The 26,693-nt window shown below is 43.6% G+C and carries 23 protein-coding genes; 5 read left to right on the forward strand and 18 right to left on the reverse strand.

Annotated features, from left to right (window positions below):
• Positions 1-436 precede the first annotated feature (436 nt).
• Positions 437-1,174, reverse strand: a complete 738-nt coding sequence (locus tag SM121_RS00490; protein ID WP_151379144.1) for a hypothetical protein — start codon at positions 1,172-1,174, stop codon at positions 437-439.
• A gap of 17 nt (positions 1,175-1,191) precedes the next feature.
• On the reverse strand, positions 1,192-2,460 hold the full coding sequence (locus SM121_RS00495; protein ID WP_151379143.1) for a DUF6287 domain-containing protein: 1,269 nt from the start codon (positions 2,458-2,460) through the stop codon (positions 1,192-1,194).
• 155 nt (positions 2,461-2,615) lie between these two features.
• Between SM121_RS00495 and pepF the strand changes: the two genes are divergently transcribed.
• The 3 genes from pepF (at position 2,616) to SM121_RS00510 (ending at position 5,653) form a co-directional block, all read left to right on the forward strand.
• Positions 2,616-4,412, forward strand: coding sequence for an oligoendopeptidase F (pepF, locus tag SM121_RS00500; protein WP_320910942.1), 1,797 nt, complete (start codon positions 2,616-2,618; stop codon positions 4,410-4,412).
• A gap of 127 nt (positions 4,413-4,539) precedes the next feature.
• Complete coding sequence (locus SM121_RS00505; RefSeq protein ID WP_320910943.1) at positions 4,540-5,214, forward strand: excalibur calcium-binding domain-containing protein; 675 nt, start codon at positions 4,540-4,542, stop codon at positions 5,212-5,214.
• Positions 5,215-5,323: 109 nt separating this feature from the next.
• Positions 5,324-5,653, forward strand: a complete 330-nt coding sequence (locus SM121_RS00510) for a thioredoxin domain-containing protein (RefSeq protein ID WP_320910944.1) — start codon at positions 5,324-5,326, stop codon at positions 5,651-5,653.
• A gap of 68 nt (positions 5,654-5,721) precedes the next feature.
• Here the strand turns inward: SM121_RS00510 and trxA are convergent, their stop codons facing one another.
• From trxA to SM121_RS00545, 7 genes are all read right to left on the reverse strand, one after another.
• Complete coding sequence (trxA, locus tag SM121_RS00515; RefSeq protein WP_070665117.1) at positions 5,722-6,036, reverse strand: thioredoxin; 315 nt, start codon at positions 6,034-6,036, stop codon at positions 5,722-5,724.
• A gap of 12 nt (positions 6,037-6,048) precedes the next feature.
• Positions 6,049-6,273, reverse strand: a complete 225-nt coding sequence (locus SM121_RS00520; RefSeq protein ID WP_003004724.1) for a DUF4649 family protein — start codon at positions 6,271-6,273, stop codon at positions 6,049-6,051.
• 339 nt (positions 6,274-6,612) lie between these two features.
• A complete protein-coding gene (rpsO, locus tag SM121_RS00525; RefSeq protein ID WP_003004251.1) occupies positions 6,613-6,882 on the reverse strand; it encodes a 30S ribosomal protein S15 in 270 nt (89 codons plus the stop codon).
• A gap of 276 nt (positions 6,883-7,158) precedes the next feature.
• On the reverse strand, positions 7,159-9,213 hold the full coding sequence (locus SM121_RS00530) for a Cna B-type domain-containing protein (protein WP_320910945.1): 2,055 nt from the start codon (positions 9,211-9,213) through the stop codon (positions 7,159-7,161).
• 216 nt (positions 9,214-9,429) lie between these two features.
• The gene (locus SM121_RS00535) at positions 9,430-10,158 is read right to left on the reverse strand and encodes a pseudouridine synthase (RefSeq protein WP_151379139.1); all 729 of its coding nucleotides are present in this window, start codon (positions 10,156-10,158) and stop codon (positions 9,430-9,432) included.
• A 2-nt stretch (positions 10,159-10,160) separates the two neighbouring features.
• Complete coding sequence (locus tag SM121_RS00540; protein ID WP_003013735.1) at positions 10,161-11,312, reverse strand: MFS transporter; 1,152 nt, start codon at positions 11,310-11,312, stop codon at positions 10,161-10,163.
• A gap of 106 nt (positions 11,313-11,418) precedes the next feature.
• A complete protein-coding gene (locus SM121_RS00545; protein WP_151379138.1) occupies positions 11,419-12,582 on the reverse strand; it encodes an MFS transporter in 1,164 nt (387 codons plus the stop codon).
• A gap of 145 nt (positions 12,583-12,727) precedes the next feature.
• On the opposite strand from SM121_RS00545, the gene SM121_RS00550 reads away from it, so the two are divergent.
• Positions 12,728-13,414: a cyclic nucleotide-binding domain-containing protein gene (locus SM121_RS00550; protein WP_151379137.1), complete on the forward strand. Its 687-nt coding sequence runs from the start codon at positions 12,728-12,730 to the stop codon at positions 13,412-13,414.
• Between the two features lie 60 nt (positions 13,415-13,474).
• Positions 13,475-14,089, forward strand: a complete 615-nt coding sequence (gene def, locus SM121_RS00555; protein ID WP_320910946.1) for a peptide deformylase — start codon at positions 13,475-13,477, stop codon at positions 14,087-14,089.
• 202 nt (positions 14,090-14,291) lie between these two features.
• On the opposite strand, the gene SM121_RS00560 is transcribed toward def, so the two are convergent.
• From SM121_RS00560 to SM121_RS00600, 9 genes are all read right to left on the reverse strand, one after another.
• Positions 14,292-15,533 (reverse strand): aminopeptidase, encoded by a 1,242-nt coding sequence (locus SM121_RS00560; RefSeq protein WP_024056306.1) that lies wholly within the window; start codon positions 15,531-15,533, stop codon positions 14,292-14,294.
• Positions 15,534-16,014: 481 nt separating this feature from the next.
• Positions 16,015-18,867, reverse strand: coding sequence for an AAA family ATPase (locus SM121_RS00565; RefSeq protein ID WP_320910947.1), 2,853 nt, complete (start codon positions 18,865-18,867; stop codon positions 16,015-16,017).
• Positions 18,868-19,017: 150 nt separating this feature from the next.
• Positions 19,018-19,167 carry a hypothetical protein gene (locus SM121_RS00570; RefSeq protein WP_003013786.1) on the reverse strand — a complete coding sequence of 50 codons (150 nt, stop codon included), beginning with the start codon at positions 19,165-19,167 and terminating at the stop codon, positions 19,018-19,020.
• Positions 19,168-19,184: 17 nt separating this feature from the next.
• Positions 19,185-19,463: a type II toxin-antitoxin system YafQ family toxin gene (locus SM121_RS00575; RefSeq protein ID WP_003013623.1), complete on the reverse strand. Its 279-nt coding sequence runs from the start codon at positions 19,461-19,463 to the stop codon at positions 19,185-19,187.
• Positions 19,456-19,719, reverse strand: a complete 264-nt coding sequence (locus tag SM121_RS00580) for a type II toxin-antitoxin system RelB/DinJ family antitoxin (protein ID WP_009732165.1) — start codon at positions 19,717-19,719, stop codon at positions 19,456-19,458. The genes SM121_RS00575 and SM121_RS00580 overlap by 8 nt, the downstream gene beginning before the upstream one ends.
• A 139-nt stretch (positions 19,720-19,858) precedes the next feature.
• On the reverse strand, positions 19,859-24,253 hold the full coding sequence (locus tag SM121_RS00585; protein ID WP_320910948.1) for a PolC-type DNA polymerase III: 4,395 nt from the start codon (positions 24,251-24,253) through the stop codon (positions 19,859-19,861).
• 356 nt (positions 24,254-24,609) lie between these two features.
• Positions 24,610-24,756 (reverse strand): hypothetical protein, encoded by a 147-nt coding sequence (locus SM121_RS00590; protein ID WP_155172952.1) that lies wholly within the window; start codon positions 24,754-24,756, stop codon positions 24,610-24,612.
• A gap of 51 nt (positions 24,757-24,807) precedes the next feature.
• Positions 24,808-25,362 carry a hypothetical protein gene (locus SM121_RS00595; protein WP_155127295.1) on the reverse strand — a complete coding sequence of 185 codons (555 nt, stop codon included), beginning with the start codon at positions 25,360-25,362 and terminating at the stop codon, positions 24,808-24,810.
• A 464-nt stretch (positions 25,363-25,826) separates the two neighbouring features.
• Positions 25,827-26,624, reverse strand: a complete 798-nt coding sequence (locus SM121_RS00600; RefSeq protein WP_155127292.1) for a hypothetical protein — start codon at positions 26,622-26,624, stop codon at positions 25,827-25,829.
• Positions 26,625-26,693 lie beyond the last annotated feature (69 nt).

Consider the following 26,693-nt stretch of genomic DNA (forward strand, 5'->3'; position numbering starts at 1 on the left):
AGGGCGTGAAGAATCCCGTATGAAAATAGGAGATTGACGCAGTGTGCCACGCACACCAGGAAATCTATCTTTTTCACTAGGGATTTAGCCCGTGTTCAACTATCAAGATATTTTGGACGGTTCGGCTTGCCGAACATTTCTGTAGAAAAATAGGAAGGTGACGCCGCACTCGATGAGTGCTAGGAAGCTTATCTTTTTTCCTAAGAAATGAGGCCAAAATTCAATTACTCAAAATACTAAGGCTACCCAACTCAACGAGATAGGAATTTCAAGAGCCCATCTATTTGTTATATCCTCATCTTTGTATCCAAGCACGTATACCTTTTATTTTAACATATTCAAGCCCAAAAGAAAAAGGCTTTGAGGGCCTTTTTCTTTGATTCTTCAGCAAGTTCTATATAAAAATTTTAGAGCTAGATATAGCTTCTGATTATTTTTACGATTTCACGAATTCAGTACTGTCGACATAAAAGCGTGTTTTGTGGGTTCCACCCTTGTAGTTCTTGTTGTTGCGTTTCAAGACAAAGCGTCTGTATGGATCAGAAGTTCCTTGAATAGTCGTTGTCACTTCAACCGAATCTTTATTGATCACCCATTCATCAGATGAAGGAATGTTCATCGGCAGCATCGCTCCACCACGACCACCAGGTACAATTTCGTAGAAAGCCTTGTCTTTTGTCGAATAGATCCAGCCGTCCTTTTTTTCATTTGTTAGTTGGATCAGCTGGTCTTGTGAAAGACTGCGGATAGAGTCCGATGTCTCTTCTGCATTCAATTTATCAATGACATCTTGTACATTATAAGTTCCCGGCGTGTAGGTATTGTAGTAATCAATGAACATATCTTGCGAGTAACCATCAATTGCACCGTGATCATTGTTCAACTCCAGTAAACGAGTCGGTTGCACCTGAAGTGAATAGGTCAAAGACGCACTGTTTTCAATAATCGAATAGATATCCGCTTGGTCTGCTTTTGACAAGGTTCCAATGGCTTCTTTATCATGTTCATCTGACTTAGCTTCTTCTGTTTGCTCTTTTTCTTGGGCCTTGTCAGATGATTTTTTGACCGATGAAGCTCCTACCGGACTGTGCTTACGCTCATAGCGTTTTGGGGCGCAAGCTGCTAGGGAAAGCAAGAGGGCTGCAGCTAGCAAATATGTTCCAATTTTTTTCATGTTTGTCTCCTTATTTTTTAGTTCACACGGTAGTACAAATCGTTCCCATTTGTAGCATCACTCTTACTCCAGTAAATGGATTCACTGCCACCTTCTCTTGAAGGAATGAAAAGAATAGGTGTGTCATTCGTTGCCCCAGGCATCCGACTAACTCCGTGTAAATTGCCTTCCTTGAAGTAAAAACCAGAAAATTGAACACCATTGACAGCACTACCATTGACCTTCACAATTCCTTGCGCATCAAACTCAATACTAGTGCCATACTTATTTTCCCAAACTCCCGCTACACTTGAGAAATTTCCAGCTTTTATTTCATCTAAATTCATACCAGTCTTTGTTTTGGCAGGGGCAGGAGCTGATTCGACATTTCCACTCACTCGCGTTGTATAGTCAAGGGCGATCCAACCTTGTCCAGATTCCAATTTGCCCCAGGTATGGCCATCTGCCTCTACTGTTTCCGTAATGGTGTGAGTTCCTTTTGCGATCATTCCTGCAGATGGAGCTGAGGTTGAGGGCTCTTTTCGAATACGAAGATCGGCTACGCTAACTTGCACTTGGAAGCTTTCTGATTTTTTCTCTTTTGCTTTAGCTGTTGATTTGGAATCCCCTGAACCGTCAAAAGTTTTCCAGTCAAGCTTAGTGAGGTCCAACTTCTTGGCTGAAATCCCAAGAGCTTGTTCTGCTGTTTCCTTCCCACCGATTTGAATGGTTGCTTTCTTTTCTTCCTTGGCTTCCCCTTTTCCTAGTGAATAGAGGGTCAATTCCTGGTCTGGATTAAGGGATTGCCAAGTAGCATAAACGATTTGTCCACTGTCAAAAACTTCTAAACTGGAGCGATAGCCACCTGCAGAAGCTACATAGGCTACATGGAGCAAGGTTGGCTGGTTATCTTTCAAATAATACACAGCAGCAATCGTTTTGCCATCCCCAATCAGTAACTCGTCATTACCATCACGATTAAGATCCTCAAAAGAATATTGCCACTCATTGGTACTTCCAAGTGTTTGAAGATTAAAGACATACGCATATTCTTCTGAAGTTGCTTCGATCTTCTTCAGTTCATTTTGTAAAGCCGTTTGATCTTTGGCATTAATTGCGGCTGCATAAGCTTTGTACCGCTCCAAAACCTCTTGATAATACTTCTGACCTGTATCCTTCTTCTCTTTTTTAACCGACGAAGAGCTTGCCGTTTTTGGTTTACTTTGGCGTTCATAGCGTTTGGGCGCACAAGCGACTAGAGATAGCACGGATGCACCTGCTAATAGTGTAATCATAACCTTTTTCATAAAAACCTCCTCATATCTATCCTAGTATATCAAAAATGGTCAATTTTTCCAGCTCTTGTCAAGATTTTTACACAAGCATTTTCCCCTCTCCCTCTATGTTTCTGTCCTTTTTTCTGCTATACTTAAGGAAGAATACCGATCAAAAGGAGAACATTATGGAATTAAAAAAACGTTCTGAATTTCCTGAGAACGAACTCTGGGACCTCACAGCCCTCTACCAAGACCAGGAAGACTTTTTGCGCGCCATTGAAAAAACACGTGAAGAAATCAATGAATTTGTCCGTAACTACAAGGGCAAGCTCCACACCTTTGAAGACTTTGAAGTTGCCTTTGCGATCTTTGAGCAAATTCAGATCCAACTCAGCCACATTGGCAACTACAGCTTTATGCCCCAAACCACTGACTTTGGCGATGAAGCTTTTGCGGAAATTGCCCAAGCGGGGATGGATTTCGAAACTTGGGCGAGCGTCGAACTTTCCTTCTTTGACGATGCTTTGGTCGAAGCGGATGAAGATGTCCTCGAACGCTTGGGGCAACTCCCTCACCTCACTTTTGCCATTCGCCAGGCTAAAATTAAAAAAGCTCACTACTTGGGAGTTGATGTGGAAAAGACCTTGACCAACCTAGGTGAAGTCTTCTACGGACCACAAGACATCTATACCAAGATGCGGGCGGGCGACTTTGAAATGGCTGATTTCGAAGTGGATGGAAAAGTTTACAAGAATAGTTTTGTCACCTATGAAAACTTCTACCAAAACCATGAGAATGCGGAAGTTCGTGAAAAAGCCTTTCGTTCCTTCTCAGAAGGTCTCCGCAAGCACCAAAACACGGCTGCTGCTACCTATCTAGCCCAAGTCAAGTCTGAAAAACTGATTGCAGATATGCGGGGCTACGATTCTGTCTTTGACTATCTCTTGGCTGAGCAGGAAGTAGATCGTGCCATGTTTGACCGTCAGATTGACCTGATCATGAAGGACTTCGCTCCAGTCGCTCAAAAATTCCTCAAACACGTGGCCAAGGTCAACGGCCTTGAAAAAATGACCTTTGCTGATTGGAAGTTGGACTTGGACAGTGCGCTCAACCCAGATGTTACCATTGATGATGCCTATGATTTGGTCATGAAATCTGTAGCACCTCTTGGAGAAGAATACTCCCGTGAAATTGCTCGCTACCAAACCGAACGCTGGGTCGACTTTGCGGCCAATGAAGGCAAGGATTCCGGTGGTTATGCCGCTGACCCATACCGTGTCCACCCTTATGTCCTCATGAGCTGGACAGGACGCATGAGCGATGTCTACACCCTGATCCACGAAATCGGACACTCTGGTCAATTCATCTTCTCAGACAACAACCAAAGCTACTTCAACGCCCACATGTCGACCTACTATGTAGAAGCTCCTTCTACCTTTAACGAGCTCCTCCTCAGCGACTATTTGGAACACCAGTTTGACGATCCTCGTCAAAAACGCTTTGCCTTGGCTCACCGTTTGACAGATACCTACTTCCACAACTTCATCACCCACTTGTTGGAAGCAGCCTTCCAACGCAAGGTATACACCCTGATCGAAGAAGGTGGTACCTTCGGCGCTAGCAAGCTCAATAGCATCATGAAGGAAGTCTTGACCGAATTCTGGGGCGACGCCGTTGAAATCGATGATGACGCAGCATTGACCTGGATGCGTCAAAGCCACTACTACATGGGGCTTTACAGCTACACCTACTCAGCAGGCTTGGTTATCTCAACAGTGGGTTACCTGCATTTGAAGAACTCCGAAAATGGAGCTAAAGATTGGCTGGACCTCCTCAAATCAGGTGGTAGCAAGACCCCACTTGAGTCAGCCATGATCATCGGAGCAGATATCTCAACTGACAAACCACTTCGCGATACCATCCAATTCCTTTCAGACACTGTGGATCAAATTATTACCTACAGTGCAGAATTGGGAGAATAAGTACAATTTTCAGACTTAGTTTATTCTAAGTCTGATTTTTTATTTAAATATTACCAGTTAGTAATTGAAAGCGCTTTTATATTATGGTATGATTATTCTTGGATAAATATCCGAAGGGAGTAACATTATGAAAAAACGGTTGATTTTAACAATCTTAATTGCGTTATTATTTGGAGCTTGCTCAAATCAAAATGAAGCTTCTCAAAAAGAAACTGAAAAACAGGTAGGTTTCGTTCAAAAAGAAGAAAAAGCAAAAAAAGAACGCGACGAACAGGAAAAAGCAGAAAAAGAAAAAAAAGCAAAGGAGGAGCAAGAACGAAAAGAAAAAGAAGAGCGCGAGAAAAAGGCGAAAGAAGAACAGGAACGAAAAGAAAAAGAAGAGCGTGAAAAGAAAGAGGCTGAAGCAAAACAACTTGCTGCTCAAGCTGAAGCTGCCGTACAAGCCTTAGAAAACAATCAAGTAACAGAAAATATTGCCCCAGCCCAAGCTGCCATCGCAAATGTAGCTGACCAAGGAACAAAAGATCGCTTAACTCATCGTGTTGGATTAGTACAAAATGCCATTACTGTCAGAGAACAACAAGCTGAACAAGCTCGACAAGCCGCAGCTGCTGAACAGGCAAGACAAGCTGCAGCTGCCCAACAAGCGCAGCAACAACAAGGATTTGTCTCACAACCTCAACAAGGGGGCTATCGAAATTGTCGTGAAGCACGCGCTGCAGGTGCTGCACCGCTATACAGAGGACAAGCTGGTTATAACCCTCGTTTAGATAGAGATGGTGACGGTGTTGCTTGTGAATAAGAAATTATCTATTCTCATTTTATTCATTTGCACAATGTCTTTGCTTGCTATTTTATATATGAATTTTAAAAAGAAAGAAATTATTACCCCAAATACATACCAGGAAGCAATGACTTACGTCAAAAAGATTCATCTATCTGAGGTACAAGAGAAAATCGACAATAAAGAAGATTTCATCCTCTATATCGGTCGAGAATCATGTCCATACTGTCAAAAATTCGCTCCCAAATTAGCAGTTGCTATTCAAAAAACAAATCAGACCGTTTATTACCTGGATAACGACTCAAAGGAGCGAAAAGACATCACAGTTTTTGCACATGATATGAATGTCAAGACGGTACCAAATTTGTCAACTTTTAAAAAAGGTAGTAAAGAAAACTATCTAAAAAAAGGTAGCAAATCAAGTATCGAAGAGATTATGGATCTCTTGACTCAATAAGCCAATTTTAAAAGGTCATACAAAAAGAGTAAGATAGAAACGAATCGTTTCTATCTTACTCTTTTTTACTAACTCAACTCCGCCACAATGGCCTTAATTTGTGCTGCGGTATGCACTCCTGCTACTTGTTTAACAACCTGTCCATCTTTTTTAAAGAGCAAGGTTGGGATAGACATAATGCCGAAAGCACGCGCTGTTTCTGGATTTTCATCCACATCCATTTTTAGGATTTTTAACTCATCTTCCGAAAGTTCTTCCGATAATTTTTCTAAAATAGGAGCTTGCATGCGACATGGACCACACCAGGTTGCCCAAAAGTCTACCAAGACCAAACCTTCTTTTGTTTCTGCTTCAAATGTTGCGTCTGTAATTGCTTTTGTCATTTTCTTTCTCCTTTAGTTTTGGTACTGCGTCAAATCTTGCTTCATCAAATAGAAGAAGACATCTCCGTAAGTTCCTTGGTAATCCAATTCATGCCCATTATAGGTCAGTTTCACAACAGGATAAAAATCTGCTACCCCAATCAAGCAAGCTTGTTGGGAGCGTTCAAATTCTTCATAGGAATCAAAATGCATGACTCTTTCTTGTTTTGCACCGTCTAGATATGTAATATCAATCATATCGATAACCTCTATTTCTTATGATGCATCAATTGTAACTCTAGATATTACATCTGTCAAACAAAACGACTTCCTCAGAATGATAGATCTTGTCGATAAGGAAAAGACAAGAAAAAAGCCCTCTGAATTCAGAGGGCTCCATTCTTGCTGTATAAAACGTTTCTAGACAAGGCGATAAACCGAAGATTGTACCGGATTTCTTCTGAAAACAAAAAATCTCCCCGAAGAGAGATAGTTCTGGTCTATTTTACCTTACGATGCTAGGAACCGTAGCCGAAGATTATACTCGAGTATATCGAGGCAAGGTGACAACGCAGCGTAAGTGGAAAATAGAGCAGATTAACGACGAAGTCCAAGAGAGTTGATTAACTCACGGTAACGGTTAACGTCGTTTGTACGAAGGTAAGCCAACAAGTTACGACGGCGACCGATTTTCTTCATCAAACCACGGTAAGTAGCGTGGTCTTTTTTGTGTTGTTTGATGTGTTCGTTCAAGTGGTTGATTTCCCAAGTAAGGACAGCAACTTGTACTTCTACTGAACCAGTGTCACCTTCGTGACGTGCGTATTGTGCAATGATTTCATTTTTTTTCTCTTTTGAGATTGCCATGATAAGCTCCTTTTCTTTATGCTCTATCCGAGTGGCAGGTTTGGCATATCCTGCTACCAAGAAAGAGTTAGTTGTCTATTCGACCTTCTTATTCTACCAAGATTTCATCTTTCTGTCAAACACTTATGTTTCCTTCAAGATGAATGTTTAAGAGGGGTGCTTTTCTCTTTTCTAAAAAGAACCTTGGGAATTTGAACGGTTTGATGGATCATTCTTCAAGCAAGTTATTCAAAAAGACAAATATCTCTAGGATATTTGCCTTTTAACTATATACATCTATTTATCTTTCCGTTTTCCACGCAAGAGCAAAACTAGAGCAAAAACTGCTAAGAGTGCACCGAGTATGATCAACCCATAAGCCACTACTTCACCCGTTGATGGGAGAATTTTTTTCTTTCCTTCTTTTGGTGTGGTTGGAGTTTCAGGTTTTTCCGGTGTGCTTGGCGGCGTTGTAGGAGGAGTTGTCGGTGGAGTTGTCGGTGGAGTCGTCGGTGGTGTATGACGATTCGTTACCGTGAAACCATCAATGTCGCTTGTATAAGCAGCTACTGGATCCTCTGTAATCGTGTAGGCAATCTTCTTACCTTCCTTGTATACGGGTAGATCTGTAAAGCTTGCCTGCCAATTATCAGTAGCCGTGATTTCTTTTACAGCCACTTCTTGACTATCTGCAAGGAGACGAACTGTGATTTTTTCAGGATGAAGACCCTCTTTATTGTCTGCATCATCCCAGATCTTCTTGACCGCTACTTCTGTAACTTCTGGTGTACGAGTGTTGGTAATATTGGTTCCTTCAATAGTTGTTTCATAGCCTTCAACAGGTTCTTCTGAAACAGTATAGGCAATGACATTTCCAGCATCATCGACCACATCGAGATTATCAAAATGATAGGCCCAAGTTCCTGTAGCATCTGGTTTCACTTCTTTAGAAGCGACCTTGACACCATTTGCTCGGAGATTGACTGTGATTTTTGATGGACGCTTGCCATCTTGGTTGTCATTATCATTCCATGTCTTTTGGCCTGAGACACTTGTCTTTTCTTTTTGGTTCACAAGATCACGAGAAATCGCGAGGTCATTTCCAAAATCATCCTTGCTGATCTTGATAGGTTCTTCAGAGAGAACATAGCCTGTTGGAGCTTGAATTTCTTGAACCGTATAAGCTTGTTTGATCAAACCAGTAATGGTGCCAACACCATTCTCATCAGTTTCGATGGTTCCCACTTGCTCGCCTGTATCATCTGCTGTCACTGAAAAGATAGCACCTGCAAGCGCTTGACCATTTTCACCTTTTTTGTGAATAGTGAAGGAGTATTTCTCACCATTGAAGTCTCCATCAAGGAACTGATACAGAACGTCTGCAACCTTATTTTGCTCCTTGATTTCTTTGGCTGTCATAGTAGCATTGTTTTTGTAGGATGTATTGATGGCTGGGACCTTGTCCAAATAGACATCATAGCGAATCGTCATCCCTTGTTCTGGAGCTAGATCTCCGATATGAACGGTTAAAGAACGACCATCAGCACTGACAACAGGGGAATAATTCTTGGTTACATTTGTAGTATTCCGCAGATGATAGGCACCATCTCCATCACTGATCTTCCAAGTTCCTGTATGGATGTTAACAGAATCTACCTTGATTTTGCCATCAGTGAAAGCTAATTTGTCCTTAATATCAATATTATGAAGGGCTGTGTGGCCTTGATTGATATTCAAGGTATAGGTCAATTTTAATTTATCATATGAATTAGTCCATCCCCATTTGCTAAAGACTTCTGGAGTCGGTGGATACTTGCCTGGATTGACTCCTTTATAATCGATCTTTCCACCTGAAATAATATCCTTATTAACTTTGAGAGTGAAATCAATCGTTTTTTGTCCTTTGACGACTTGGTGATCCACACGAGCAAAGAAACGCAGTTTCCCTGTTACATTGGCCATTCTTTCAGGATAATCTGTATAGGTTACTGTGATGATTTTTCTTTGATCATCTACCGTTGCTGTCGCAACTTTTTGACCACTTGGATCCAGAAGGTCAATGGTATCTATTTCAAAAACCTTAAAGTCATCTCCAAGTTGGATAACGGTCTGATCCCCAGCTTTTACACGCCCATTCGGTAAAACAAACTTTGCCTCAACTTGAAAACTATCCCAAACACCGAGTGGATCTGTAATCGCTCCACCAGTTGATTTAGAAATGTTTACAGATGTCACAACATCATTGATCGTATCCGCATGGACATTAGTAAGACTATTGGGTTTGGCAAATCCTAAAGCCGCTAGTAAAAATAGGGCAACTGTTGTTACAACAGAATAAAGCCACTTTTTCATAAACGATTTTTCTCCTTTTTCTGCGTTTACTAGATAAAGTACGCGAGCGAAAAAATTATCACTACATATTGTGAATTTTCACACAACCCATCTTTTTTCATTATAAACAATTTGCTTTGATATCACAAGCAAATTAATTCTTTTTTGTCTTTTCAGTTCATTTTCTTGATACAAATAAAAAATAGCAGCCTGTAAGAATCAGACCGCTTTTTTTGCTTATAAGGGAACTCCGAATACCTCTAGGGACTTGAGTTCAGAAGGATGGAGCCTCCTCCATTCTCCCAATTGAAGAGTTGGATCTAGCGTTAGAGGTCCCATAGAAATCCGCTCTAAATCCACCACTTCCTTGCCACAAGCAGCAACCATGCGCTTGACCTGATGGAATTTTCCTTCTGCGATTTCAATTTCGACATAGGAGCTATCGTTTGCCTCATTTACCTCTAAGATCTGTAATCTCGCAGGCAAAGTCGTGAAGTCTTTGAGGGCAATGCCTGCTTCAAAACGGGCCACATCTGCCTCATCCATGATCCCAGCCACCTGGGCACGGTAGATCTTCGACACATGCTTCTTCGGCGAAAGCATGGCATGAGCGAGCTTGCCATTATTGGTCAAAAGGAGTAAGCCATGGGTATCGATATCTAGACGCCCGACAGGAAAGACTTCCTTGTGACGGGCTGTCTCATCCAATAGATCTAACACCGTTTGGTGGTGGTCATCTTCAGTCGCTGAGATAACCCCAGCTGGTTTATTAAGCAGATAATACACAAAGGTTTCATGGACCAGGTTTTCTCCCATAAAGGTCACCTGATCCTTGTCTGGATCAATCTGTAGCTTCCCTGCTGTCTCTTTTTTTCCATTCACTACGATTTTCTTTTGCTTGAGAAGCTGCTTGACCTCGGTCCTACTCCCCACGCCACAATCCACTAAAAATTTATCTAGACGCATGATTACTTCCCGCTCTTTCGCACAATCCAAAGGCCAAAAAAGGAAATCAGGATCATGAGGATACCAGAAAATCCAAAAATGAAGGCTGGAGCAGATGAGATCATCCCTAATAGACTAAGGACAAAGGTCGTTGCGATCGAACCTGTACTACATCCCAAAACCGCCATGGACGTTGCCTGGCTCAAGACCCCTGCTGGCATCTTATCTGATAAGACATTGTAAACCGTTGTCAAGGCTACACTGTAGGCGAAGCCAGAAGCGATGGTTACAAGGGCAAGAATCAACAGATTTGGAGAGACGCCGATCAACAGTTGGCCCATACCAAAAGCTACACCCGAAACCAATAATAAACGATCGCGGAAGAGCTGGGTCAAGGGCGAGAAGGCCAAACCTGCCAAGATCCCAACAAATTGCATGGCTGCTAAAATAATCCCAGCAGTTTGGGCAGTACCATGCCCTACTTGCTCGACCACACTTGGAATCCGAACGGTGATCATGACATTGGACAAGACGATCGCTGCCGCAACAACTGCTAAGCCGAGCGCTGTCCGCCATTGTCCCCCCGTCATCTTCAAATCCTTGTGTTTTTCCTCCACTGCTTCCGTTGTAGATCCATATGGCACAAATAAGAGATACAAAAGTAAGATTGGAATACTGATACCGTAGACGAGAAAGGCAGCCTGCCAGCCAAAGCGAATCAAGAGACTCACTCCAAAGGTCAAAACAGCTGTCCCAACAACCTCTGCAGAACCCCGAATGCCAAGGGTTTGGACACGTTCTTTTCCTTTATAGCGCTCACTGATAATGGCAATGGCAGAAACATTGAGCAAGCCAACCGCCATCCCGAAAATAATCCGAGACAAAAAGACAACTGGATAGGCTGGACTGATTAAGGGAATAAAGCCACATAGAGCGTAAGCGACTAGGCCTGTCACAATCATCTGACGCTCTGAAAATAGGCGCCCAATCCATTTATTGAAGATGAGTGAAACCATGATCCCTGCAGAAGGAAGCGAGACCAAGAGCTCAATCATGCTGTGAGGAATTCCCTTATAATAGGCAAACATGGCCGACTGCGCACTCGAAATCGAAAACGAGGTCGTCAAAATAAATGAAAGCGCGAGAATACTCACTTTCTCCATGATTCTTTTCATTATTTTTTCCTTTAAACTATTCTTTTTTTCACACTCCTCCTATGATAACACGAGCTAGTGACAGGACGCAATAGATTGAATTAAAAAAACGAAATGATTTTTTAATTCATTTCGTTCGTGCTAGTAATTGTGAGGCGAAGACTCCTGTTAGGAGCATCAAAGCACCAATCAAGACAAAGAGCAGATGATTGGAAGGAGCTAGTGGCGTCACCAACTGGATGAAGAAAGAAGAGAGGGCTGATCCGAGATTGCAGCCAATCAAGACAAGCGAGGTCGCAAGATTCAGGAGATTAGTCGGAATTTTTTCAGATAAGTGATAGAAGATACTGGTTACTCCTGTACTGTAGGTAAATCCGGCCAAGAGGGTTCCTAGAACCAGGCTCCACAGCTGTCCAGACAAGCCAATCAAGGCTAACGCTAGACTGAAACCAAAGCACATGATCATGAGCAAGTTCTTTTTGAAAACATGTGTCAAACTAGCAAATCCCACTCCCGCTACAATCCCTGTCAATTGCATAAGACTTAGGACTGTTCCAGCTGTTGTCGCCGTTCCCATACGAGCGTCAACAATGATATCCGGCACGCGCAGGCTAATGATGGAATTGAAACAAATGATGATACCAGCAATCACGGCTAGCATCAGACTAAAACGCCATTGAGGGGCGCGAAGGCGTGCGGAACCTTTCTTTTTCTCTTTCAAGCTAGCCTGTTTTTTCTCCTTAGGATAGGGGACAAAAAGGATATAGAGGAGTAAAATCAAGTAACCACCTCCATATACGGCAAAGATCGCTGGCCAGCCTAGGGGTAAGAGTTGTCCAACAATAAAGGTCAAGATGGCAGATCCCACCACTTCAGCAGACCCCCGATAGCCCAGCATCCGGGTCTTGTCATTGCCTGAGTAGCGCTCACTGATAATTGAAATAGCCTTGGCATTGATCATTCCTGTCCCCAAACCAAAGAGAAAACGACTCAGAAAGATGAGAGGATAGTCCTGCACGACCAAAGGCAAAAGCCCGCTAGTTGAAAAGAGCAAGAGCCCTGCGACAATCATCTGGCGCTCACTCATCCACCGCTCGATCAGGCTATTTAAAAAGAGCATGGCCACTACCGCAAAGGCCGGCAGGGAAACCAAGAGTTCCACCTGGCCTGCTGAATATCCTAAGTGGCTAAAATAGGCCTTCATAGCTGGCAAACCGGCTGTAATTGAAAAGGATGAAATCAGCATAAGCGACAAGCTCAAGAGACTGATTCTTTCCATTGTTTTTTTCATTTTTTTATTTCCTACACTTTACTGGTAACATTTGACTTTACTAGTTTTTTTAGAAAAGATTCAAACTAGAATTTTCAATAGAATCCTAGTATAATCAATTTAGAAAGAGAAAAATAGGACATTTGTCCTATTTTAGGAGGTTGAGATGAAAAAAATTTCCCCATCTACAAGACTCAAGGAAATCATCACAGACTACCAATTGGATCAGATATTTCCAGGCGACTGTCTTAGTCAGCTGGACCTCGTTCTCTATCAGGCTGGAGAGTATATCTGCCGCCAAGGATCTGAACAAGATGTCATTCCTTATTTTCTCAAGGGCCGGCTCAAGATTATCCACAGTCTTGAGAATGGCAGCGACACCATCCTTGAAATCCAAGAAAAACCTGGACTCTTAGGAGAGATTGAGCTCCTGCTCGATCGGGTCTGTATCACATCGGTCATTGCAGACCAAGACTCGCTAGTCGTTCAGCTCCCAGCCCAGCACTTTAAGAAGCGCCTCCTACTTGATCCAACCTTTTTGCGCTCTACGGCCAAGACCTTAGCTGAGAAATTGCACCAGATCAACTATTTAGCTCCTGCTAACTTTCATTATTCGGTCAAGGAACGCCTCGCTACGCATTTTCTGGAACATTGCGATGAAAATGGGACCCTCAAGCCCAAGATGAATCAGCTGGCTCTGCGTTTTGGGATCAGCTACCGCCACCTTAGCCGCGTCATCAAGCAGATGATCGAAGAGGGCTTAGTCCAAAGAGAAGGACGGATCTATACGATTTTAGATGCAAAAAGGATGAATGATTTGTCCATTAAACATGCGGAAACCGTCGACAGATAACTTTAATTTTAGGCTCTTTTGTGTTATCATGGAGGGTAGAAAGAAAGTGAGAGTAAAACGATGAAAGCAATTGAAAAAGTTACAAGAGCGTCCCATTTGATTGATATGGATGACATTATCCGCGAAGGAAATCCAACACTTCGAGCTGTTGCAGAAGACGTGACCTTCCCTTTGTCTGATCAGGAAATTATCCTGGGTGAAAAAATGATGCAATTCTTGCACCATTCTCAAGACCCTGTTATGGCTGAAAAACTTGGCCTCCGTGGAGGAGTGGGACTCGCTGCCCCTCAGCTGGATATCTCTAAACGAATCATCGCTGTTTTGGTTCCCAATCCAGAAGATGCCGATGGCAACCCACCAAAAGAAGCCTATAGCCTTCAAGAAGTCATGTACAATCCAAAGGTTGTCGCCCATTCTGTGCAAGACGCGGCTCTTGGCGACGGGGAAGGCTGTCTCTCTGTAGACCGCAACGTCCCAGGCTATGTGGTTCGCCATGCCCGCGTGACTGTTGAGTATTTCACAAAAGATGGGGAAAAGAAACGCATCAAACTCAAAGGCTACAACTCCATCGTCGTTCAACATGAAATCGACCACACCAACGGCATCGTGTTCTATGACCGCATCAACCCAAACAACCCATTTGAAATCAAAGAAGGACTTTTGATATTAGAATAGCGTAACTGACAAAAAAGTAAGGTAGTAGTGATGATTCACTACTACCTTACTTTTTTTACGAGACTACGTCTACCGATTTCTGTCTCTCGGCGCAGTGGTTGATTGGAACTACTCCTTCCTACGGTACTCGTACTTCCTAATCAACTGTGCGGGGGCAGGACTACGAAATCGAGACTGCGTCTACCGATTTCTGTCCTGCTCCCTATATTGCCCAATCTCCGTTACGGAAGACCGGGACGCGGGTGCCGTCTTCTCGGATGCCGTCGATATCCATTTGGCTTGAACCGATCATGAAGTCGACGTGGACGTCTGAGCGGTTAAGGCCGGCTGCTTCGAGTTCTTCTTCTGTGAACTCTGCACCACCTTCTACGCTGGTTGCATAGGCTGCTCCGATGGCCAAGTGGTTAGAGGCATTTTCATCAAAGAGAGTGTTAAAGAAGGTAATGCCTGATTGGGAAATTGGGCTTGGGTCTGGGACGAGGGCACATTCACCCAAGGCACGCGCTCCCTTGTTTTTGAAGACCAAATCTTTCATGACTTGATCGCCTTTTTCAGCTGTGATATCCACAATTTCTCCATTTTCAAAGGTCACTTTGATGCCTTCGATGATGTTCCCATTGTAGCTAAGCGGTTTTGTAGACGTTACATATCCTTCTGCACGACGGAAGTCAGGAGCTGTGAAGACCTCTTCTGTCGGCATGTTTGGCAAGAAGCCTTCGCCCTGGGCATTGATAGCCCCCGCAGATTCCCAGACGTGGTTCTTCGGCAAGCCAAGAGTCAAATCTGTTCCTGGTGCTGTGTAGTGAAGGGCTGAGAATTGTTCCTTATTAAGTGTATCTGCCTTGCTCTTGAGAATAGCTGCATGCTCTTCCCAAGCCTTAACTGGATCTTCCTCGTACACCCGGCAGGTCTTGAAGATTTGATCCCACAGGAGATCCACTGCTTCTTCATCACTAGCCGCATTTGGAAAGACCTTTTTCGCCCATTCTAAACCCGCTGCAGCAGCAACGGTCCAGCTGACCTTGTTAGATTGAGTAGCGATGCGCATTGGTTTCATGGCCATGCCCAAAGCCTTAGCAGAAGCAGAAAGCTTCTCTGCCTCGACACCGTTTAAAACACCTGGATCAGATGAACGCACACCTAAGCGACTAGCCTTGTGTTCCAAGAGGTAGTTCATCTCTGCAATCTTGTAGTCAGGCACATTGTCCAAGCGATCCATCGGTGCATGGAGGAATTTTTCACGGGTAGTAAAATCATCTGCCCATTGGACAATCACTTCATGTGCCCCCAAGGCATAGGCTTCCTTCACAATCAAGTGGGCCAATTCTCTTTGCTCCACATCGATGTTCAAAGCCAAGGTATGGCCAGGTTGCACGTTGATACCGTTCGCCACTAACAATTTAGCGTATTTTTCGAGATTTTCTTTAAAATTTGGTAAAACCATTGCATTCTCCTTCATAAGTGAATAATCTTCTCCTAGTATACCATAAGTCCATGTAGAATTCTTTTTGAACGTAAACAACCTTTTTTAATATAAAATAGGTTAAGTGATTCTGAAAAGAAATAAAAATAAGTTCTTTTTAGAACGAATCAAGAAATACCGAAACTTTCTGCTGTGAGAAAAGTGCCTGAAACTTAATAGTTTCAGGCACTCGGAATTATTGAGAGTAAAACAGTTTGGGAAACTGTTTTAGCCTGAGCCCAAAAATTGAAAAGCGAAGGGGCTCAAAACAAATTGAACACGGGCTGCGGATGGTGTCAAAAAGATAAGATCTCCTAGAATCAAAAGATTCTGCGTCAAACTTCCTATTTTGACTTTATCCGCAGACGCCCTTTGTATCTTGATTTAGTCATGGAACTTCGTAGAAGTTCGCTGATGTCCGTACTCACCTAAGGAAAGTTTCTAAGAAGACTTTGTCTTCAACTTAAGGAAGAACATAGCCTTGATCATCCACGGTATGAGGTTGTTCAGAACTTCTATTCTCTCTCAAAGCTTCCAAATCTTGATCCAAAATGGAATTGTAGTCTGTACTACCTTCACGGGTTACCCGAGTTGATACTTGGCGCAAGAGTTTTTCATTGAGATTGCGAACCCAGCGACCATTACTATGGTCATTGGCACACATATAATTTCCTTTCACAATCTCTCCGTAAAGGGCTTCATTGACTTGGTAACCTTGCTTACGCAATCCTAACAGACCAATCTCAACGATCTCATCTGGGCTGTAGTCTTCAAAATCAAATGTAGTTGGGATCCGGCTTTGCAGACCTGAATTGACCTGCAAGAAGTCGTGCATCTCTTTCGTGTAACCAGCAAAGATAATAACGATATCGCGGCGGTGGTCCTCCATAAATTTGAGGACTTCATCCAAGGCTTCCTTCCCAAAATCATCATTTAAACCGGTATAGAGCGTGTAGGCCTCATCGATAAAGAGGACTCCACCCAGTGCACTTTCTAGGACTTCGCGCGTCTTCAAGGCTGTTTGACCTTGGTAGCCTCCAACCAGATTGCTCCGGGATACTTCGATGAATTTCTTCTGCTTGATAACCCCCTTTTGGAAGAGGATATTGCCCAAAATGCGGGCCACGGTGGTCTTCCCTGTACCAGGATTTCCAAGAAAGAGAGAGTGCAAGGTCGTGTCTTCGACGATGCCACCTTGTTCAGCCCGTTTTTGATTGAACTCAGCCATGGCCACGAATTGTTCGACTTGCTCTTTCACCTTAGCAATTCCAACCAAACGGTTGAGGGCAGCCATCCCATCTTCTTCCTTGTCGGCTCCTGCTTGATACTTACCTTGGTTAAGGACAGCATCGATATCGCTATTGAGGATGGTCTCAATATCATCGGAACCTTGGGCCACCACCCGATCTGCCATGGTCTTGGTCAATTGCTCATCCAGGTTACGAATCCAGCGACCATTGCTCTTATCTAGCGAGCCATCATAAGCCCGCTTAACGTGCCGCGCATAGTAATCCCGGTCTTCGAGTTTGTAGTCCCCTTTGCTTAGGATCATTTCACCTAGTTGGACAATCTCATCTCCTGTGAAATCTTCAAAGATGAAATTATTTGGCACCCGAGAACGAAGGCCTGGATTGGTCTTTAAGAACTCCTCCATTTCCTTGGTATAGCCAGCAAAGATAATCATGATGTCGTCGCGATTGTCCTCCATAAATTTGAGGATGGTATTGATCGCCTCGATCCCAAAGTCCGCACCGCTGTCTTTTTTATCCAAGCTATAGGCTTCATCAATAAAGAGGATGCCTCCTCGCGCTTTTTCAAGCAGGGCTTGGGTCTGTTCAGCTGTTCCTCCAATATTCGAAGAGATCAGATCGGACTCCGTTGCTTCCACAAAACGGAATTCTTCCCCTGAGAGAACACCTGCATCAAAGAGCACTTGTCCCAACAGACGGGCTACAGTCGTTTTCCCTGTACCAGGATTTCCCATAAAGGCAGCATGCAAGGTTTGCTTTTCAGGAGCCTTGCCACTAGCGATTCGTTTCTTGTTAAATTCCACCATGTTGATCATTTTCTTGATCTCATGTTTGACTTTTTCAAGACCAATCAGGCTATTGAGTTCTTGAAGAGCATCTTGTTTCTTCTCTGGTCCAGAGTCTCTTGCAGTGGTTGGAGCCACCGTTGCATCCGTCGTCTGTCCCGTAGGAACTACTTGCGCATTGCCCTTAGCCACTTCTCTACCGACAAGATAGTCACAGTCATCCTCGATTTCCTTGGTCAGATCACGCGCATCGCCCTGCCTATAGGTCACGATGCCCACCTTCACAAAGGCTCCACCTTGAAGCCGTATATTAGGATCCGCAATCTTATGACAAATCATATGCTCAGCCATCAGCACACCATCATCAAAAACGCCAAATGAAATGGTTTGGGCATTCTCATTCAAGAAGGTCGTTTCTCCAGTCAGGGAAGCAAAGGACTCTTCATAGACGCATAAAAATTCTGTAAATGTAGCCTGGTGAGCTCGGATCATACTATTGAATGAATTGATGGAGGTTATACGATCCGAATCCGAATTGAATTGAACATTATTGTCAAGACAGACTCCAGTTCCAGTAGGCAACTCAATTTTACAGTTTTCAGACTCCCAGATGACATTCCTCAACCAAACTGGTGGAAAGTCCTTTTCCAGATCCCCGCCTGTAATCGTTGAATTTTTTGCGATCACTTCTGAGTCCTTGGCATGGATCGTATTATTCCCAAATTTTTCAATATGGACATTTTCTAAGGTCAATTTAGATCCTTCTGACAGATCTATCTTAGAAAAAATCGTTGAATTTTGAATGGACAATTCTGATGCTGACATTCCGATGACACTTTGGTGTTTTTCCGGAACCTTCATCCCAACTCCATCCAATGTCATTTTCGAATGTGTATCCATATAGATAAAAAATTCACTATTTGTCGGAGTGGTGATTTCAAAATAGACCTGTTTACAGGTGATAGCCGACTCATTCCATAAGGTCAAGGCAGTATAGTTCCCACTAACTTTAAACCACAGATCTTCAAATGTCACCTGTGCTCCCTCTACAAATCGGAAAGAAGCCTCAATCGTGTTGTTAAACATGCGCCCATTACCATTTGGATTTGGAACTACATGCCCCACAAAATGAAGGCTCTTGTTGATCACAATCACCTCATCTGTCGGCCATTGAAACACATATCCATTTTCAAACTCGATGGTATCTCCATCCTGCGCTTTTTCAACCGCATCCATAAAGTTCCAACTATTGTTGTAAGGCCCTACTAAATATCTTGCCACGCTCTTCTCCTTTGTTTCATCTATTCTATTTCCTTGTCACAAACAATCGTTACTAAAAATTGTAACACAATCCAGTGCCAAAGAAAACACTTATCAGATCTGAAAGGACTGAAAAACCTCTATTTTCAAAAGAAAAATAGAGGCTGTCAGTTAATCTTTCAAGGCTGAAAATAAGCCGGCTAAAGCAATTGCTCCTGAGAGTAGGGCGGTGGAAAGGAGCAGCACATTGTCTGCCACCTCTAGCTTGTACTCAAAGACTTTTTCAGCTGGTTTGTCTTCTGCAAAAATTTCTAACTTCATGTTCTCCTCCTTTGTTTCTAGAACAAATCACTGTGACTTCCCGTCCTCAGCAAGTTTAAAATCAATTCGTCCTTATCTACTTTGTAAACCAAAAGCCAATCCGGCTGGATATGACACTCCCGAACACCTTGGAAATGCTTGGAATTGGTCAATTGATGGTCACGATATCTGACAGGAAGTTCTTTTTCTTGAACCAGAAAATTCAAGACTTCTTCTAACAAGTCTGCCTTCAAACCTCGCTTCATTGCTAACTTAAAATCTTTTTTAAACTGTTTATGATAACGAATCTTAAGCACGCAAGTCCTCCATCAAGTCTGAGACTGATTCAAAGGGTTGACTCATATTCCGATTTTGCTCTACATCCGTTACTACTTGAAGCAACTTCCCATGATCGTCTAATCGAACATCAAAAGGTAAGCCCTGATATTGAATAGCCTGACGAAGAAAAATGTTGATAGCTGTTGTCATATCCATCCCCAAATGATTGAACACCAGTTGGGCCTGCTCCTTAACCTCGCTATCCAAACGGATACTCATGCTCGTCTTTGACATCTTCTCACCTTCTTTCTAGCTTTTATTGTAACAAAAAAGAAGGCTGTTGTAAATCCATTAGATATACAATAGCCTTCTAATTGGTATTCATTTTTCATTAGATGAAACTGGATCAACTTTTATGAATGGATTCTCTCCATCAAAACAAATCATCAAAGAGGCTCAACTGGTTATCCTCTGGCATATTGCCAAGAATGCCCATCTCATCCATCTTTTCAACCAGGGTGGACGAAACACCGCCACGCTTCCGGAGCTCGGTCTTAGAGAGGAATTCTCCTTCTTCACGCGCCCGCACGATCTGCTTGGCAACGTTCTCTCCCAGACCATCCATAGCGACAAATGGTGGAATCAGGGTATCCCCATCGATCAAGAATTCTGTCGCCTGACTGCGATAAAGGTCTAGCTTGCCAAACTTGAAGCCCCGCTCCCACATCTCATTGACAATCTCAAGGGTGGTGTAGAGATCAATCTCTACGTTGGAAGCTTCATTATTCTTGCGTTTCTCAGCGATTTCCTTCATCCGCGCTTTCACGGCTTCAAGGCCGGCTCCCATGGTCTTGATGTCAAAGGCCTTGGCACGAATCGAGAAGTAAGCACAGTAGTAATAAAGTGGATGATGCACCTTAAAGTAGGCCACACGAAGGGCCATCATAACATAGGCCGCCGCATGGGCTTTAGGGAACATGTACTTGATCTTCCCACAGGACTCGATGTACCATTCAGGGACATTGTTTTCCTTCATGGCTTGGATGTAGCCATTGCGCTCTTCTTCTGAGATCTTGAGCCACATGCCTTTCCGCACGCGCTCCATGATGGTAAAGGCCATTTTAGGCTTGAGCCCCGCGTGCATGAGGTAAACCATGATGTCGTCCCGACACCCGATAACGGTCGATAGATCGGCAATGCCCGCCTTGATCAAGTCTTGGGCATTTCCCAACCACACGTCGGTACCGTGAGACAGACCAGAGAGCTGAAGTAACTCTGCGAAGGTCGTCGGATGGGTCTCTTCGACCATGCCCCGGACAAAGTTAGTCCCAAACTCTGGAATCCCCAACATCCCTGTCGGCGTTCCGATCTGCTCGGCTGTTACCCCTAGCACTTCTGTCCCAGAAAAGAGGGCCATGACCCCTGGATCATCCATAGGGATATCATTTGGATCAATGCCTGATAAGTCCTGAAGTTTCCGAATCATGGTCGGATCATCATGACCAAGGACATCGAGCTTGAGGACGTTCTCATCGATATCGTGGAAGTTAAAGTGGGTGGTCTGCCATTCAGCTGTCACATCATCTGCTGGATACTGGACCGGAGTAAAGTCATAGACATCCATATAGTTTGGAATAACAACGATTCCCCCTGGGTGCTGACCGGTCGTCCGTTTGACCCCAGCTGCACCAAGAGCCAAGCGCTCGACCTCGGCATCGCGGTAGTACTTGCCATAGTCCCGCTCATAACCCTTGACAAAACCGTAGGCGGTCTTAGCTGCGACCGTACCTACCGTTCCTGCCCGAAAGGCATATTCTTCCCCAAAGATATCCCGAACATCCAAGTGGGCACTCGGCTGATCTTCCCCAGAGAAGTTCAAATCGATATCGGGTACCTTGTCCCCATCGAAACCAAGGAAGGTTTCAAAGGGAATGTCCTGCCCGTTTTTGCTAAGCTTGTGACCACAGTTTGGACAATCCTTGTCCGGCATATCAAAACCAGATCCATAAGAACCGTCTGTGATGAATTCACTGTACTGGCACTGGCTGCAAACATAGTGAGGCGAAAGTGGATTGACCTCGGTGATCCCAATCATGGTCGCGACAAAGCTGGATCCGACAGATCCACGCGATCCAACCAGGTAGCCCCGCTCATTGGAACGGTGCACCAGCATCTGTGAAGCCAGATAAATCACGGCAAAGCCATTCCCCAAGATGGAAGTCAATTCCTTTTCAATTCGCAGATCGACAATATCAGGGAGCGGATTACCATAGATTTCAAAGGCTCGCTTATAGGTCAATTCCGCAACTGTTTCTTCGGCCTTGTCGATAAATGGCGTATAGAGATCGCCCTTGACCACTTCGACCGGCTCAAAGGTCTCTGCAAGCGCATTGGTGTTTTCAATAACAATCTTGCGCGCCAAGTCTTCTCCCAGAAAGGCAAATTCATCTAGCATTTCATTGGTAGTTCTGAAATGCGCTTTTGGAAGTGGCGCTGGCTGGGCATCTTCTCCGTGCCCAATGGTCCGGTTGATCATAGCCCCTTGACCGAGACTACGGACAATGATCTCCCGATAAATCTCATCTTCCGGCTCCAGATAGTGGACATTCCCTGTCGCGAGAACAGGCTTGCCGAGACGATCCCCCACTTCGATCAAGCTCTTGATAATGGTCTGGAGCTCCTCCATGTCCTTGACCTGCTCCTTGGCAATGAGGGGTGCATAGATAGCCGGTGGCATAACCTCGATAAAGTCGTAGTACTTGGCTACTTCGACTGCCGCATCCACACCTTGCGACATGACCGCATCAAAGACTTCCCCTTCTGAGCAGGCCGATCCGAGGATCAAGCCCTCACGGTGGGCGTCCAGCACGGTTTTGGGAATCCGTGGGACTCCTTCGAAATACTTGGTCCCAGAAAGTGAGACTAGTTTAAACATATTCTTAAGGCCGGTCTGATTCTTGACATAGAGGGTCGCATGCTTGACCCGCGCCTTCTTGTAGGAATTCTCATCGATCAAATCGATATTCAGGTCCTTGAGATTGGTCACCCCATGCTTTTCAGCGACATCTTTGATGAAGATAAAGAGCAGGCGCCCCGTCGCTTCCGCATCGTAGTTGGCCATGTGGTGATGCTCCAAGCCTACCCCAAAGCGCTTGGTCAATGGCCCCAAGCCATGCCGTTTAAAATCTGGATAGAGGTTGCGGGCAAATTCCAGGGTATCGATGACTGGCTGGGTGATCTTGGGAAGGCCATGGCGCTCATAGTTAGCATTCATGAAGCCCACGTCAAAGGTAGCGTTGTGGGCGACAAGAACGGTCCCCTCACAGAAGGCCTGAAACTCCTTCAAGACCTGTACCAAAGGCTTAGCCCCCCGGACATGCTCATTGGTGATCCCTGTCAATTGGGTCGTAAAGGAGGACAGAGGATGGCCCGGATTGATAAACTCATCAAACTCCTCAATGACATTGCCCTTGTACATCTTAGAAGCAGCGACCTGAATCAAGTCATTGTAGATGGCTGAAAGTCCCGTTGTTTCCACGTCAAAGACCACATAAGTCGCTTCATTGAGGTCCAGATCCACCTCGTTATAGGTGATGGGCACCTTGTCCTCTACGATATTGGCTTCCATCCCATAGATCAGCTGAATTCCAGCCTTCTTGGCTGCTTTAAAGCCATGCGGGAAGCTCTGCACATTGCCATGGTCGGTGATGGCCACAGCCTTATGCCCCCACTCAGCTGCCTTAGCGATCAGCTCTTCGACTTCCGGCAGAGCATCCATAGTCGACATATTGGTATGCGCGTGGAACTCCACCCGGCGCTCACCTTCTGGCATCAGGTCCTTGCGGGCGTAGTGCACGACTTCCTGGATGTCTTGGACATTCATGGTTAAGTCGCGCGTGAAATTGTTCATTTCGATATTTCCCCGCACCAGGAGCCAGCTGTTTTTCTTGATCATGTCAAACTTCTGAGCTTCTTCCTCATTTTTAACCCATTTCTGAAGGGAAAAACTCGAGGTATAGTCAGTCATCTTAAAGCTGATCAAGACGCGACCGGTCCGTGTCACCTTGTGCTCCACGTCAAAGACCACACCCTCAAAGACAATCCGATTCTCTTCTGTCGTAATCTCGATCATCGGAGTGATCTCGGCCTTGTCTAGCTTGGGCTTAGCCACAGCCTTCTTAGCCTTGAAATCAAAGGCAGGTTTTTCTTCATCTGCTGGTGGCGGAGCCATCTGAGCCAAGGATTCCATAGCCCGCAAGGTCTCTTCATTGGCTGCTTGGAAAATCTTTTCATTTTCCTCCTCAAAGCGCGCCACTTCTTGCTCTGTCAATTCCTCATCAGACTCCACCCGACAGGTGAAGTGCGGAAAACCAAAGGCTTCCAACTGCTTAGCAAGGTTGGGCAAATGGTTCTTACGAAAATGCTCCGTATCAACCGAAGAAGGACCAGAGATGATCAATTCCTGTCCTTCTGCTCGCACCTGCAAGTCTTGGTAAAGTCCCTTAAAGCCTTGACTAGCACAAGGTCCTTCCTCAAAGACCTCCCGGTAGTAGGCCCGCAATAAATCAGCAGAAAAATCCTGATTGGCCACTTGGATGGTAAAGGTCGCCTGGTTTCCTGTCTTTGAAAATTCGTCCTTCAAGCGCTGGCGCAATTCCTTAAACAAAGTAATGGGCAAGATTTCCGCAAAATCAAAGCGGAACTCCCAGACCCGACTGACCTTGTGCACCACGACTTCTTGAATCTCCGCATGCAAAAAGGCACTGGAAGATCGCATTTCCAGCGGCATATCCAGCTGATCCATTAAAATTTCAAAGGTGTTGGACATTGTTTCTCCCTTGATCTTGATTCTTTTGCTCGCTTTTGAGTGGCCCGCTTCTAAGCAAAAACAGACCAGTCAAAAACATTCGTAACTTTTATTTTATCACAATTTAAGGATTAATTCGAGAGAGAAGTGAAGACAAAAAAATCACCGGACTAGAGGTGATTTCTCGATGATTGGCCAACAGCAGGCAATCCTGATCATTGTCCCGTCGTATCCGTCACTGAGCTTGAACGCGGTGTCCAAAGTAGATCCTTCATCTGTAACTAGACGGTTTCTCTCAAGCTTTGTTCTTGCTTTTGGATATCCTCCATGACAGACTGCAACTTCTGCCGGATTTCCACTTTCTCCTCTTGTTCTTTTTACGCTTGGAGGGTTGGACGGAATATGGCAAAGAAAGGCCCGATGACCACGATCAAGTAGGGAATATAACGCGATTGTTTGAGGCGCATAATGATCAATAACACAAGACCGATCACCTTAATCCCCACATTAAAAATAAAACGCATTTAAAACTCTTATTTTACTTGTAAATACGTTTCTTTAGATATCGGCTACACCTAATTCATTAAAACATCTGTGATACTTAGACTCATCTTCGTTTCATCAGCCATTGTTTCTACGATCGAGCTCTGTTCACTCGTCAAAGGGAGCAGTAAAAGTGTCGCTGATTGTGTCGGTAACTTAGGGTTATTAGATAGACTATACTGGACCACTTGATCTTGATAAATAGAGTGGCCATCATAACTCCAACTAATTTTAAAGGTGGCATCACGATCAAGATTCGTTGTAGTTTTGTTGACCAACATAAAAACTGCATATTCCTGTTGTTTAAAAGTATAGGTACCACCTGTAAAATACACAGTAATCTCTCCTTGAGCGCCGATTTCCGGATGTTCCGTAACTAACTTCTTACCCAGTTCAATCAAGTCCGATGTCTTTCCTTCATTCTGAGGTGCGACTACAAATTTCAAGCCCTTCTCCTCTTTAGCAGATGAGGAAGCTTTTGTACTTTGCTCCGTTTTGTTTTCTGTTGATTCCTTGGCTTCTTTTTTAGGCTGAGCACAGGCTGTTAAAACAAGCACACTCACCAGCAATACCATGCTTTTTTTCATGTATTGTTCCCTCCTTTTATAATCGAGTAGTTTCAAAATTTATTCCTTACTATCATACCGGAATTTACTATGAATAGCAAATTAGACGCTGGGTGGAGAGAGTTGAGAAAATGAAAAAGAGAGAACCAGGCGATTCTCTCTAAGTTATAACTTTTCATCAACCCAATACAGTTGACAAAGAGCCATTGTTTTTATTAATTAGTTACCAGATAAATAGAATTATTCAAACAACCTTAAAGAAAATAATCAAGTACATTACAAAATCAACCATTAATCGTTGGCTATTAAGAATCGTTACCAAAACGTATATCTTAGGATATTAAATAATTTTTTCAAACATTATTTCTTATCTATCCTGAATGGCATTCTATCATTATCTAAAAAGTAACGTTCAACTTTTTCTCTATTATAGCTAAATTGATATCTCAATTCATATCGTTGGCTCTATGTATGTATCTGAACGATTAAATTGTTTCCTTATTCAGTGATTGTCTATATTCCTTTGACTTTTCACCATACCAAGTCTTGGACGAATAACCAAATTGCTCTCGATACTCCTCTGAGTATTTGAAGAGATAATATCCCCTTAACAAATCAATCGAAAATACATAAGTGGCAAACACAAATATTGCAGGCATTAAAGGCATCAAAACTGCATCAATACCACCTCTCGTATTACTTCCAGTTGAGCGATCAAATAGAACTAGACCAGCTGTAATCCCTGTTCCACCTAAAAAGATCAAACCATCTGAAATTCTATCTGTCAGTATAGATGACATCGGACTAAATTCAGTCCGATTACAAACAGCTTCTTTCATCTTACGAGGTACCGTTCGAATCAAGTAAAAAATTGCAAGACCAAACGTGACACCCGCTACTATACTAGCCATATTACGACGTGTCATCATCATAATTCCAGAACACACTGTAAACATTGAAAGCAAAATCACCATATAAAAATAAGTACAAAATTTTAATTTCATGGGGCTATTTCTATACTTGATTGAAAAGAAAAGATATACCAAATACATGATTAGGAACAAAAAGATTGCAGGCCACTGTAGCCATCTATAATTAGGAGCTTGATCCACTGTATGCCTACTTATAAACATCGGAATAGCAACCAAAAAAAAGTAAAGAACAACTGAGGTGATCAATAAGCCTATGTAACGTTTCCAATTCCCTTTTTGATTTAATTTGTTTACAATATCTTCATTTACAAAGGACTGACTTTGTTCAAATGAATAATTAAATAGCTTCATTTTCTAACTCCTTTCTCCAAACCATTCCAACTTAGGAACATTTGCAAATAATTTCTTAGCTAAAGGACT

The sequence above is a fragment of the Streptococcus sp. S1 genome (assembly GCF_034137685.1).
In the GTDB taxonomy this organism is placed as follows: domain Bacteria; phylum Bacillota; class Bacilli; order Lactobacillales; family Streptococcaceae; genus Streptococcus; species Streptococcus dentalis.